Here is a 13875-nt window from a genome sequence, read left to right on the forward strand (position 1 = left end):
AACAATCAATACAAGCTTGAGTTCATTCTCCATAGCTTGTTACATATTATTTGGTTTCGATTTCCTCGTTAGAAGGAACAATCACGTCTTTTTTCGTTACTGACAGTGCACCGTTCTCTTCGTCAATGAGTAGTGAATCCCCTTTGGTTACGTTGCCTGTAAGCAACTCTTCAGACAATTTGTCCTCGATATGCTTCTGGATTGCCCGACGAAGCGGACGCGCACCGTAGGCTGGATCGAAGCCTGCTTTGGCAAGGAATTCCTTGGCATTGTCGGTAAGTTCGAAGTCAACCTCATATTCACGCAGCCGTTTGCGAAGCTCCTCACTCATGAGCGTAACAATCTCTGCAATGTGTTTCTGTTCCAGAGAGTGGAATACGATAATTTCATCAATCCGGTTAAGGAACTCTGGACGGAAGGATTTCTTCAGCTCATCCATGACTTTACCCTTCATGTTATCATAATCCGCACCTGCATCCACAACTGCTGTGAAACCAAGTGTCGAGTTACGTTTGATCGCTTCAGCACCCACGTTGGATGTCAGGATAATCAGCGTATTCCGGAAGTCAACAACGCGACCTTTGGAATCGGTCAGACGACCATCCTCAAGCACTTGCAGCAAGATATTGAATACTTCCGGATGTGCTTTCTCGATTTCATCGAGCAGGACAACGGAATATGGTTTGCGACGAACTTTCTCTGTCAGCTGGCCACCTTCTTCATATCCAACATATCCTGGAGGCGCACCGACGAGTCGGGAAGTCGAATGCTTCTCACCATACTCGGACATATCAATACGGATTACTGCATTTTCATCACCAAACATCGCTTCAGCCAGAGCACGAGCAAGTTCTGTTTTACCTACCCCTGTAGGACCGAGGAAGATAAATGAACCCATCGGACGTTTTGGATCTTTAAGTCCTGCACGCGCACGACGAACCGCACGACTGACCGACTTCACAGCCTCATCCTGGCCGATGACACGTTCATGCAGAATGGATTCCAGATTCATCAGGCGCTGTGTCTCTTCTTCTTTCAGCTTGTTCACCGGAATTCCTGTCCAGTTGGCTACCACTTGTGCGATATCCTCAGGTGTTACTTCGGAATCCGTGCGACCTTGTTTTTCTTTCCATTGGTTCTTCGTTACATCCAGCTCTTCACGGATTTTTTGTTCCGTATCACGCAGAGCGGCTGCTTTTTCGAACTCCTGGCTTTGAACTGCAGCGTCTTTTTCCTTGCGGATATCTTCCAGACGGCTCTCCAGCTGTTTCAGGTTTGGTGGGATCGTGTAAGAGTTCAATCTTACTTTGGAACCCGCCTCGTCAATCAGGTCAATCGCTTTGTCTGGCAGGAAACGGTCTGTGATGTAACGGTCAGACAGCTTAACCGCCTGCACAATCGCTTCGTCCGTAATTTTCACGCGGTGATGCGCCTCATAACGGTCACGCAAGCCGTGCAAGATCTGAATCGCTTCTTCCGGAGAAGGCTGATCTACAGTAATCGGTTGGAAACGACGCTCAAGCGCTGCATCCTTCTCGATGTATTTGCGATATTCATCCAGTGTTGTTGCACCGATACATTGCAATTCTCCACGGGCCAGAGCCGGTTTCAAAATATTAGAAGCATCGATGGCACCTTCAGCTCCGCCTGCGCCAATCAAGGTATGCAATTCGTCGATAAACAGGACAATGTTACCTGCTTGGCGAATCTCATCCATGATTTTTTTCAGACGATCTTCGAACTCACCACGATATTTGGTTCCAGCAACTACTGAACCCATATCCAGGGTCATTACACGTTTGTCGCGCAATGTTTCGGGAATCTCATTGGCAATGATTTTTTGTGCAAGGCCTTCAGCAATCGCTGTTTTACCTACACCTGGCTCACCGATCAATACCGGGTTGTTCTTCGTACGACGGCTGAGTACCTGGATGACACGTTCAATTTCTTTGCTACGTCCAATAACCGGGTCAAGGTTATTCTCTCTGGCGTATGCCGTGAGGTCACGTGCCAGACTGTCCAGCGTTGGTGTGCTGACATTGGCAGGTGTTCCATTATGGCTGGATACAGCTTCACTGCTGCCAAGCAACTGTAACACTTGTTGACGTGCTTTGTTCAGGCTGATACCCAGGTTATTGAGCACACGTGCTGCAACACCCTCGCCTTCACGAATCAATCCGAGCAGGATATGCTCTGTGCCTACATAGGTATGGCCCAATTTACGAGCTTCATCCATAGACAACTCAATTACTTTTTTCGCACGTGGCGTATATGCAATGTTGGTAGGCTGCTCTTGGCCACGGCCAATCAGCGTTTCTACTTCATCCTGAATTTTTTCCAATCCGAGTCCCAGGCCGATCAGTGCTTTGGCTGCGATGCCTTCGCCTTCACGAATGAGGCCGAGCAAAATATGCTCAGTACCGATGTTATTATGACCGAGACGGACAGCTTCTTCCTGCGCGAGTGCGAGCACCTTTTGGGCCCGTTCCGTAAATCTTCCAAACATCATATCTCCTGCACCTCCATGGTTTTGGATAAAACGAGGGGTTTCAAAACATCCCCATCGTATTCTTCATATCATTTTTGTTTGCAGCCGTGCTGCGAATAAAGTCATTCGGCATCGTACATGCCTTATTATATAAAAGCCGCAATGCGGCATGAAACCATAATTCAATACAATATCAGAGTAAGCTAGGACTGCTTCGCTGCATTGATCGTATCACGAATCAACTGAGCTCGATAGATGTCACGCTCATCTGTGCGCATATCTTCCCCGAATGTTTTCTGCAAAAATCCCGGCTGTGTCATCACATTCAACTCATTCATGACCGTGATCGACAGTCCATCCAACAAGCCGAGATCCACGCCAAGGCGTACATCCGATAAGCGCTGTGCTGCTTCCTTGGAATCAACAATAGCTGCATGAGACAATATGCCGTAAGAACGCATGACACGATCCGTAATTCGAAGTCTGGAGTCGGTAATTAACCGTTCTCTGGCTGTACGTTCATGACCAATCATCTGTAACACAACACCATGCAGGTTCTCGATGACTTCCTGTTCGGTCTGTCCCAGTGTAATCTGATTCGAGATCTGGAACAGGTTACCCATAGCTTCGCTGCCTTCACCGTATATGCCTCTTACAGTCAATCCCACTTGGGAAACTGCGGTTAATATACGGCCAATCTGCTGCGTCATCACCAGGGCAGGCAGGTGCATCATGACAGATGCTCTGACACCTGTACCTACATTCGTAGGACAACTGGTTAAGTATCCTCTGCGATCATCAAAAGCATAATCCACGTGCGCTTCAAAAGCATCATCTATTGCGGAAGCTTTCTCCCAGGCTTCTTTCACCTGGAACCCCGGATAGAGGCACTGGATACGAAGATGATCCTCTTCATTAATCATAATACTGACAGACTCATCCTCACTGAGAATAACCGCACCATGTCTGGATTCATTCGCAAGACTTGGACTGATGAGATGTTTCTCCACCAGCACCCGTTTGTCGAGTTCGTCAATATCGATTAGATCCAAAGTATGAAAATCCCCAAAGGCATGAACGTCATCGTATTGAAGTACTTCGCTCAGCTTATTCAGCACCTCTTCCGATTGCTCATTGGAAGCCAGCATCGGAAACGGAACATGCTGAAGGTTGCGCGCAATCCGGACACGGCTGCTTATGACGATTTCGGAATCAGCCGCATCACTGCGCATCCAGTCGCTGAGCGCCTTCTCTGTAAAGCGCAGATTAGGCATTACGCATCCCTCCTACTCATGACAAACTTTACTCCTGAGCTATTCCTTTTTCAAGTTCTCGAATCTGGTCACGGATCTGAGCCGCCTCTTCAAATTCCTCTTGGGCGATGCTCTCTTGGAGCTCACGCTTCAAATCAGCAATTTGACGTTTCACCTTGATGCGACCACCAGCTCGTGCAGGTACTTTACCTACATGGGACGTACTACCATGAACCCGCTTGAACAAAGGGTCCAGACGGCTGTCAAAATATTTATAACATGAACTGCAGCCAAATCGGCCTATCTTGCTGAATTGTGCGTACGTCATACCGCACTCTTCACACTGAAGTGCTTTTGCAGGTGGTGTTCCTGCCGATCCACTTTTGCCGGCTGGATCAAAATCAAGTAACCCGGACAACAAGTTGTGAATGGAAAATCCACCTGCTGTTCCAGGAATCATTTCCCCTTTTTCACGGGCACATGACTCACAAATATGGAATTCCGTCTTCTCTCCATTTACGATCTTCGTAAAATGCAGTGTCGCCGGACGTTTATTGCATTCTTGGCACAGCATAATGATGTACCTCCTTTGACCCCGATAGTTTTCATTTACCGAGCAAAGATATTAGCATCGCCTTTAACATTCTGGCACGAATTTGATCCCGGTAAGGAAGTTTGACCAATATAACCTCTCTAGATACAGCAGCTCGCATCAACCCAGCTTCACGCTTGCTCAAGAAACGTGCTTCTTCCAATTGATAAATCAAACCTTCGGCAGCTGTCTGCCCGATCTCATCACCAATACTATGGTGCAAATGGTTATGCAGAGCTGATTGGGCTGGTAATTCAATGCGCTGTATGCGAACATAACCACCACCGCCGCGTTTACTCTCTACCAGGTATCCCTTCTCGAGTGTAAAACGTGTGCTGATGACATAATTGATCTGGGAAGGTACACATGAGAATTGATCTGCCAGATCATTACGCTGAATTTCAACCATTCCTTCGGGACTTTCATGCAAAATACTCTTCAGATATCGTTCGATAATATCAGAGATATTACGCATCCAATCATCCTCCACTGTCTGAAACGTTAAGTCAATAAGGACCCACACGCCCCCACAGAGTACACCTTCTCTACCCATTTAACCAATCAGGGAAACAGCGAATCTTGCTTCCACAGGAGTCAACAGGAGAGCGAAGGAAGCACGAAGGTCCTTTAATATTCCCTTGATCCTCCGATGAGATGAATCACGTATAGTGGCGATCATGCATCAGATTGTAGAAAGAAAGCTACTTAAGTATTAAACCTTTAGTTGACTTTGACTTTCTTTGACTTTATATACATTATAGCATATTTTGTGGGTTTGCCAAGTGGGGTCACTATTCATTTTTTACGATTTTACACGAAATATTCCCCAGACACAAAAAAACCTCTCCAAAATTGCTGGAGAAGTCCTTTTGTCTTTCAATTACGCCTTATTTCTACATAAGCTAATCCAGTTAAATCGAGTAGTGGAAGTAGTCATCAGAAGAAATCGAGTAAATAGGTTTCTCGTTCAGGAATCGCTTGTTCCAAAGCCTTGATAGCTGTGTTCGGTCCGTGAATTCTTCCCATTCGTGCCATTTCTGTTGGTCTGCGATATCCCATCAGCACCGCAGTAAGGGATTGAATATCTACCTTAATAGTCTGATCATCAGTAACTGGCTCCGAAGTTTTCCATATGGATGCTGTTCCATTCATTGCTACGTTCAATTGCCATACTCCTTCATTCCACGGAGCGTGGGAATCCTCTACCTGTAGAACAATCTGAACTGGTGAGTCCTGACTTGCAAATGGATATTGAGATATAAACTGTTCCACACTAACGATACGCGCCATAAAATAAGGTACGATCTCCTGCTGAATCCGTGGGTTATCCAATTGGAAGGCAAGCGTATCACTGGCAGGTGCCTGTAACGTAACTTCCTGGATCATGGAATCATGGTTAGCAATAAAGGTCCATAGTCCTTGCCTAGCCTCTTCATTTAGATAGATAATCTCTTTAATGGTAAACTTATTTTCCTTAACCTCATATAAAAGATAACCTTGTGCTGCATTAGCTTCATCGTAATATACAGCCTTCTGGCTGCTTCCATTAACCAGAACTGAATTCTCCCACCTTGCATCGTCCCGAACCAGCGTTCCGTTATAGCGTTCAGCATAAGCACTGTATACTTCCTTTAATACACTGAGGCCCGGATCCCCACGCCGAATTGTTCCAGGTGTCGCTTTTTTCAGAGGCAAATGAGCTGTAGGTACTTTATACCGTTTAAATTCAACATACGTCTCCCATCCATACTTTCGATAGAAACCAAAAGAGAATGGATGCAAGAACGATATACTTTGTTTGTTTCGATTCATTTCTTCCAACGCATGCTTGAGCAGACCCGCTACCCAGCCTTTGCGTCTATACTCTGGCCAGGTGGCTACACCCGCAATACCGCCCATCTCGAACGATCTACCATGAATATAGGTTTGAAAAGGAATAATGTGAAGTTTGGCTCCTAACTGCCCGTCCTCATATACACCCCATATATCCTGTGACGAAAATTGACTCCGCCGTTTTTCTTTTTGTTCTTCACTCATTACTACTTGAAAAGCGTATTCGGAGAGTGCCATCGCCGGTTCAAAATCATCTACCGTCAATTTTTGAATTTCCATGTCTTCCTACACCTCATTCACTAGAGTTGTTATCAATCCATGATGGCCTGATATCTGATATATGTACCCCTTTGAGTGTGTCAGAGGATTCCTATAAAGTCAAATAAGAGATGCTTGCGCATCCCTTAAAATAAACAAATAAAAACCACCACCGAATAACATCGGCAGTGGTTCTTCGCTTGGCGGCGTCCTACTCTCCCAGGACCCTGCGGTCCAAGTACCATCGGCGCTAGAGGGCTTAACGGTCGTGTTCGGGATGGGTACGTGTGGAACCCCTCCGCCATCGCCACCAAACGCATAGCTTACATTTCAGAGATCGTTCTCTGAAAACTAGATTCGAAACGAAAGATGCGAATTATCACTTGCATATTTGGATAAGCCCTCGACCGATTAGTACTGGTCAGCTCCATGCATTGCTGCACTTCCACCCCCAGCCTATCTACCTCGTCGTCTTCAAGGGGTCTTACATACTGGGAAATCTCATCTTGAGGGGGGCTTCACGCTTAGATGCTTTCAGCGTTTATCCCGTCCGTACATAGCTACCCAGCGGTGCTCCTGGCGGAACAACTGGTACACCAGCGGTACGTCCATCCCGGTCCTCTCGTACTAAGGACAGCTCCTCTCAAATTTCCTACGCCCACGACAGATAGGGACCGAACTGTCTCACGACGTTCTGAACCCAGCTCGCGTACCGCTTTAATGGGCGAACAGCCCAACCCTTGGGACCTACTTCAGCCCCAGGATGCGATGAGCCGACATCGAGGTGCCAAACCTCCCCGTCGATGTGGACTCTTGGGGGAGATAAGCCTGTTATCCCCAGGGTAGCTTTTATCCGTTGAGCGATGGCCCTTCCATGCGGTACCACCGGATCACTAAGCCCGACTTTCGTCCCTGCTCGACTTGTAGGTCTCGCAGTCAAGCTCCCTTATGCCTTTGCACTCTTCGAATGATTTCCAACCATTCTGAGGGAACCTTTGGGCGCCTCCGTTACTCTTTAGGAGGCGACCGCCCCAGTCAAACTGCCCACCTGACACTGTCCCCGCACCGGATTACGGTACCAGGTTAGAACCTAGATACGATCAGGGTGGTATCCCAACGTTGCCTCCACGCAAGCTGGCGCTCACGCTTCAAAGGCTCCCACCTATCCTGTACAGATCGTACCCAAATTCAATATCAAGCTGCAGTAAAGCTCCATGGGGTCTTTCCGTCTTGTCGCGGGTAACCTGCATCTTCACAGGTATTAAAATTTCACCGGATCTCTCGTTGAGACAGCGCCCAAGTCGTTACGCCATTCGTGCGGGTCAGAATTTACCTGACAAGGAATTTCGCTACCTTAGGACCGTTATAGTTACGGCCGCCGTTTACTGGGGCTTCGGTTCACAGCTTCGGATTGCTCCTAACCACTCCCCTTAACCTTCCAGCACCGGGCAGGCGTCAGCCCGTATACTTCGCCTTACGGCTTCGCACAGACCTGTGTTTTTGCTAAACAGTCGCTTGGGCCTTTTCACTGCGGCCCCCTCGTGCTATTCACACTACCGGGGCACCCCTTCTCCCGAAGTTACGGGGTCATTTTGCCGAGTTCCTTAACGAGAGTTCTTCCGCGCGCCTTAGAATACTCTTCTCGCCTACCTGTGTCGGTTTGCGGTACGGGCACCTTCACCTGGCTAGAGGCTTTTCTTGGCAGTGTGAGATCATGACCTTCGCTACTACAATTTTCGCTCCCCATCACAGCTCAGCCTTATGATGTGCGGATTTGCCTACACATCAGCCTCACTGCTTAGACGGACATCCATCAGTCCGCGTCACTACCCTACTGCGTCCCCCCATTGCTCATAACGGCTTACGGTGGTACAGGAATTTCGACCTGTTGTCCTTCGACTACGCCTTTCGGCCTCGCCTTAGGTCCCGACTTACCCTGAGCGGACGAGCCTTCCTCAGGAACCCTTAGGCTTTCGGCGGATCAGATTCTCACTGATCTTTTCGTTACTCATACCGGCATTCTCACTTGTATAATGTCCAGCGCTCCTTACGGTACACCTTCAACCCTTATACAACGCTCCCCTACCCCTGATGCAAGCATCAAGCCATAGCTTCGGTGGTGTGTTTAGCCCCGTTACATTTTCGGCGCAGAGTCACTCGACCAGTGAGCTATTACGCACTCTTTCAATGGTGGCTGCTTCTAAGCCAACATCCTGGTTGTCTGTGCAACTCCACATCCTTTCCCACTTAACACACACTTGGGGACCTTAGCTGATGGTCTGGGCTGTTTCCCTTTTGACAATGGATCTTAGCACTCACTGTCTGACTCCCGGAAGTAAGTCTATGGCATTCGGAGTTTGACTGAGCTTGGTAACCCTTGCGGGCCCCGCACCCAATCAGTGCTCTACCTCCACGACTCTGTTTTCCGAGGCTAGCCCTAAAGCTATTTCGGGGAGAACCAGCTATCTCCGAGTTCGATTGGAATTTCTCCGCTACCCCCACCTCATCCCCGCACTTTTCAACGTGCGTGGGTTCGGGCCTCCAGTGCGTGTTACCGCACCTTCACCCTGGACAGGGGTAGATCACCCGGTTTCGGGTCTACGTCCACGTACTATGTCGCCCTATTCAGACTCGCTTTCGCTGCGGCTCCGGCTCTTCACCTTAACCTTGCACGGGAACGTAACTCGCCGGTTCATTCTACAAAAGGCACGCCATCACCCCTAAAACGGGCTCTGACTTTTTGTAAGCACACGGTTTCAGGTTCTATTTCACTCCCCTTCCGGGGTGCTTTTCACCTTTCCCTCACGGTACTGCTTCACTATCGGTCGCTAGGAAGTATTTAGCCTTGGCAGATGGTCCTGCCGGATTCATACGGGGTTTCACGTGCCCCGCACTACTCGGGATCCGTCTCGGAGGGAACAGACTTTCAACTACAGGGCTTTTACCTTCTTTGGCGGGCCTTTCCAGACCTCTTCGCTTAACCGGTTCCTTTGTAACTCCATGTGAGACGTCCCACAACCCCAAAGAGCAAGCTCTCTGGTTTGGGCTTCTCCGCGTTCGCTCGCCGCTACTGACGGAATCACTATTGTTTTCTCTTCCTCAGGGTACTTAGATGTTTCAGTTCCCCTGGTATGCCTCTACATAACCTATGTATTCAGTTATGAGTAACTGGAAATTACCCCAGCTGGGTTTCCCCATTCGGACACCCCCGGATCAAAGCTTGCTTACAGCTCCCCGAGGCAGTTTCGTTGTTCGCCACGTCCTTCATCGGCTCCTAGCGCCTAGGCATCCTCCGTGTGCTCTTAGTAGCTTAACCAAATTGCTCCGGTTTCGATCGCTCGCTTCCCTTGTTTTGGACTGCGTCCAAAGCCAAAAGTCGCTCCCACTCGATACCATCGCAACAGCAATTAACTACCGTTTTTATTGAAACTTGTTATACACAAGTTCAGCTAAAAAAGGAATGTTCTAATTCGCATTTACTTTCGTTTCGATATCTAGTTTTCAAAGAACAAGCCAAATAGATGAAATTGTTTGGTGGAGCCAAGCGGGATCGAACCGCTGACCTCCTGCTTGCAAGGCAGGCGCTCTCCCAGCTGAGCTATGGCCCCTCAAATTCCATCAAAACTGAACAAATGGATAAGTAACTATGTTGCTGTTGCAGGTTCTAAGAACCTGCATATTTGAATGTTTCCGCTCGGGAAACGATTCTCCATAGAAAGGAGGTGATCCAGCCGCACCTTCCGATACGGCTACCTTGTTACGACTTCACCCCAATCATCTATCCCACCTTCGGCGGCTGGCTCCTTGCGGTTACCCCACCGACTTCGGGTGTTATAAACTCTCGTGGTGTGACGGGCGGTGTGTACAAGACCCGGGAACGTATTCACCGCGGCATGCTGATCCGCGATTACTAGCAATTCCGACTTCATGCAGGCGAGTTGCAGCCTGCAATCCGAACTGAGACCGGCTTTTTAGGATTCGTTCCACCTCGCGGCTTCACAGCCCGTTGTACCGGCCATTGTAGTACGTGTGTAGCCCAGGTCATAAGGGGCATGATGATTTGACGTCATCCCCACCTTCCTCCGGTTTGTCACCGGCAGTCACCTTAGAGTGCCCACCCGAAGTGCTGGCAACTAAGATCAAGGGTTGCGCTCGTTGCGGGACTTAACCCAACATCTCACGACACGAGCTGACGACAACCATGCACCACCTGTCTCCTCTGTCCCGAAGGAAAGATACATCTCTGCATCGATCAGAGGGATGTCAAGACCTGGTAAGGTTCTTCGCGTTGCTTCGAATTAAACCACATACTCCACTGCTTGTGCGGGTCCCCGTCAATTCCTTTGAGTTTCAGTCTTGCGACCGTACTCCCCAGGCGGAGTGCTTAATGTGTTAACTTCGGCACCAAGGGTATCGAAACCCCTAACACCTAGCACTCATCGTTTACGGCGTGGACTACCAGGGTATCTAATCCTGTTTGCTCCCCACGCTTTCGCGCCTCAGCGTCAGTTACAGCCCAGAGAGTCGCCTTCGCCACTGGTGTTCCTCCACATATCTACGCATTTCACCGCTACACGTGGAATTCCACTCTCCTCTTCTGCACTCAAGTCACCCAGTTTCCAGTGCGATCCGGGGTTGAGCCCCGGGATTAAACACCAGACTTAAATGACCGCCTGCGCGCGCTTTACGCCCAATAATTCCGGACAACGCTTGCCCCCTACGTATTACCGCGGCTGCTGGCACGTAGTTAGCCGGGGCTTTCTTCTCAGGTACCGTCACCTTGAGAGCAGTTACTCTCCCAAGCGTTCTTCCCTGGCAACAGAGCTTTACGATCCGAAAACCTTCATCACTCACGCGGCATTGCTCCGTCAGGCTTTCGCCCATTGCGGAAGATTCCCTACTGCTGCCTCCCGTAGGAGTCTGGGCCGTGTCTCAGTCCCAGTGTGGCCGATCACCCTCTCAGGTCGGCTACGCATCGTCGCCTTGGTGAGCCGTTACCCCACCAACTAGCTAATGCGCCGCAGGCCCATCCCCAAGTGACAGATTGCTCCGTCTTTCCAGTTTCCTTCAGGCGAAGAAAACAATTATTCGGTATTAGCTACCGTTTCCGGTAGTTGTCCCAAACTTGAGGGCAGGTTGCCTACGTGTTACTCACCCGTCCGCCGCTAAGTCTCAAAGAAGCAAGCTTCTTATCAACTCCGCTCGACTTGCATGTATTAGGCATGCCGCCAGCGTTCGTCCTGAGCCAGGATCAAACTCTCCAATAAAGTATTGAAAAGAGCGATAAGCTCATTTTGAATCTGACGATTCATTGTGAATCAAAAGTTACTATCCATTTGTTCAGTTTTCAAGGAACTTGTATGTCCGTTTTTGTTGATGTTTGTCAACCGGACAGGAATCTTATCATATCATGTTAACTAACTTACTGTCAACACTTTGTTTTTGTCACCTTTCAAGTGATTATGACAATCATTCGTTTGAAGCGACAAGAAATAATATATCATGTCATGATTTATTTAGCAAGCATTATTTAGCAAGCATTTTTTATCAACCATCTATTATCATAAAATCTTCTTAAACGGCACCGTGCTTCCAACCTATATGCGACACATTAACACAATATCTGAAACAAAGATGGAGATTTTAGAAAGGCTGCTCTATATCTAAGGAAACGATCATTTCTATATACATTGTATACTTCTATAACCACGAATAATAAGGATCTAAATAAAGATTAGCTAGAGCCCCGATCGGTATAACACCCTTGCCCTCCTGTTGGTTTGAAGAAAGTGATCCAAAAACTCTATAATAAGGTATATAGATATAGGGATAGGATAGGTAAGCAATTAAATATAACTCTTCATGTGGTGTGGTTAATTCCTAAACATACGTTAACTGTCTCATACGAACTTTTAACTCAGATATCGCACTCCATTCACAACCGGCTATTACATAACCAATTTCTGAATAAACGCATTACTAAATCTATATGGGGTGATCACACTTGAAACAATGGCTGAAGAATAGACGCAAAGGTTACGGCAAAAAGTTGGTTTCCATTCATGCTTGGAATGCCTGGATTGTTGTAATCCTTGCTATATCAGGTCTTATGTTAGTTGGAGGCTTTTGGCGTGAGATCCTTGGAATCGGGCGTGTATGGTTAAAATGGCTGCATATCATCGTTGGGCTGGCTATGCTGGCACCCGTCGTATATTACTTGATTTTGGCCGGAAAGCACTGGAAACAGCTTCGTAATAGACCTTGGCAAAGGGTGAACACCCTCTTTGTTCTTGCGCTGCTGTTAGGATGGCTACTCTCAGGTATAGTATTATGGCAGTTCAAGCTGGCTGGACCCCGATGGTCGAATGCTGCACTCTTGATCCATGACCTGCTGACTTGGGTGGGCTTACCTTATATTATCTATCACTCAATAACTCGGACCAAATGGTTAAAGGACCCTGCACGTCGTGCGGTTAAAACCACTACAACTTCAACACGAGCTCAAAATGCAGCTGATCCAGCCGATTCAATATTAGATGAAAAAGAAACTCCAGCTGTTATATCTTCTTCCCAGTTTGATCGTAATCCCGAAAGAGGTCCTCTCAAACCAGAGCAGCGACCTCAACCTGTGTATACACGCCGAGCTTTCATCCGTTCTGCCGTGGGGGTTGGTCTTGCCGTCACACTCGGACCTACTTTTATATCCTGGGTAGGACGCAATCTCAAAATTGATAACAGTATCGACAGTATGCTGGAGAACGATCCTAACCGTATGGTTCCTTTGCCACAACCGCTGTCTGCATCTTCACCTCCCATTGGAGGCGGAGCTGAAGGTCATTTCCGCGTATATACGGTTACGCCCATACCGTCCTTCTCCAATGCTAACTGGTCTTTCCGTATTGATGGATTGGTTGAACGGGCACAGGTCTGGAACTGGGAACAGTTCGTGAAGCTCGCGCGTACCGTACAGGTTAGTGATTTCCACTGTGTAACAGGATGGTCTGTGTATAAAAATACCTGGGAAGGGATTTCACTTGCACAGCTTTTGAAGCAAGCCGGGGTCAAACCCGAGGCTCATAGTGTGAAGTTTTATTCCGGTGATGGTGTGTATACAGATGCGATTACAATGGATCAAGCACAAATGGAGGATATTATGGTGGCTGTCATGCATGATGGCAAACCCATCCCAGCTGATCTTGGCGGTCCGGTACGGCTCGTCATCCCTCAAATGTATGCATACAAATCAGTAAAATGGTTGAATCGCATTGAACTCATCGACAGTGAACATATTGGTTACTGGGAAGAGCGAGGATATGACAAGGATGCATGGCTTACAGGCGCATCTCAGCGCATCCCTAATAATATAACTGGATCATGATCGGTTCAGTTAAAATTGATTGATTGTTCATTCGTTGTATTAATCATTTCAATAACAGCAAAAGCCCCCGACC

General features: G+C 48.0%; 6 protein-coding genes, 1 tRNA gene and 3 rRNA genes. 1 reads left to right on the forward strand and 9 read right to left on the reverse strand.

Annotation, left to right across the window (positions count from 1 at the left end; genetic code table 11):
* Nucleotides 1–46: 46 nt before the first annotated feature.
* The 9 genes from MKY85_RS26580 to MKY85_RS26620 form a co-directional block, all read right to left on the reverse strand.
* Entirely contained in the window at nt 47–2509 is a 2463-nt protein-coding gene (locus MKY85_RS26580; RefSeq protein ID WP_339238032.1) for an ATP-dependent Clp protease ATP-binding subunit, read from the reverse strand.
* Nucleotides 2510–2691: 182 nt separating this feature from the next.
* Nucleotides 2692–3762 carry a protein arginine kinase gene (locus MKY85_RS26585; protein WP_339238034.1) on the reverse strand — a complete coding sequence of 357 codons (1071 nt, stop codon included), beginning with the start codon at nt 3760–3762 and terminating at the stop codon, nt 2692–2694.
* 28 nt (nt 3763–3790) lie between these two features.
* A complete protein-coding gene (locus MKY85_RS26590; RefSeq protein WP_339238036.1) occupies nt 3791–4315 on the reverse strand; it encodes a UvrB/UvrC motif-containing protein in 525 nt (174 codons plus the stop codon).
* A 31-nt stretch (nt 4316–4346) separates the two neighbouring features.
* Entirely contained in the window at nt 4347–4808 is a 462-nt protein-coding gene (locus MKY85_RS26595; RefSeq protein ID WP_062836165.1) for a CtsR family transcriptional regulator, read from the reverse strand.
* Nucleotides 4809–5269: 461 nt separating this feature from the next.
* Nucleotides 5270–6445, reverse strand: a complete 1176-nt coding sequence (locus MKY85_RS26600; RefSeq protein WP_342571142.1) for a GNAT family N-acetyltransferase — start codon at nt 6443–6445, stop codon at nt 5270–5272.
* Nucleotides 6446–6622: 177 nt separating this feature from the next.
* Nucleotides 6623–6739, reverse strand: a 5S ribosomal RNA gene (gene rrf, locus MKY85_RS26605).
* 76 nt (nt 6740–6815) lie between these two features.
* Nucleotides 6816–9740 (reverse strand): 23S ribosomal RNA (locus tag MKY85_RS26610).
* 216 nt (nt 9741–9956) lie between these two features.
* Nucleotides 9957–10032 (reverse strand) — tRNA-Ala (locus tag MKY85_RS26615).
* A 107-nt stretch (nt 10033–10139) separates the two neighbouring features.
* Nucleotides 10140–11691, reverse strand: a 16S ribosomal RNA gene (locus MKY85_RS26620).
* The 16S, 23S and 5S rRNA genes sit together here with 1 tRNA gene alongside, the layout of an rRNA operon.
* Nucleotides 11692–12428: 737 nt before the next feature.
* Between MKY85_RS26620 and MKY85_RS26625 the strand changes: the two genes are divergently transcribed.
* Complete coding sequence (locus MKY85_RS26625) at nt 12429–13802, forward strand: molybdopterin-dependent oxidoreductase (protein ID WP_342571143.1); 1374 nt, start codon at nt 12429–12431, stop codon at nt 13800–13802.
* Nucleotides 13803–13875 lie beyond the last annotated feature (73 nt).

It is taken from the genome of Paenibacillus sp. FSL R5-0749 (genome assembly GCF_038595085.1).
Classification (GTDB): Bacteria; Bacillota; Bacilli; order Paenibacillales; family Paenibacillaceae; genus Paenibacillus.

Coding starts and splice junctions, on each gene's coding strand:
- MKY85_RS26595 (WP_062836165.1), bottom strand. CDS start 4,808: ATGCGTAATATCTCTGATATTATCGAACGATATCTGAAGAGTATTTTG.
- MKY85_RS26585 (WP_339238034.1), bottom strand. CDS start 3,762: ATGCCTAATCTGCGCTTTACAGAGAAGGCGCTCAGCGACTGGATGCGC.
- MKY85_RS26580 (WP_339238032.1), bottom strand. CDS start 2,509: ATGATGTTTGGAAGATTTACGGAACGGGCCCAAAAGGTGCTCGCACTC.
- MKY85_RS26600 (WP_342571142.1), bottom strand. CDS start 6,445: ATGGAAATTCAAAAATTGACGGTAGATGATTTTGAACCGGCGATGGCA.
- MKY85_RS26590 (WP_339238036.1), bottom strand. CDS start 4,315: ATGCTGTGCCAAGAATGCAATAAACGTCCGGCGACACTGCATTTTACG.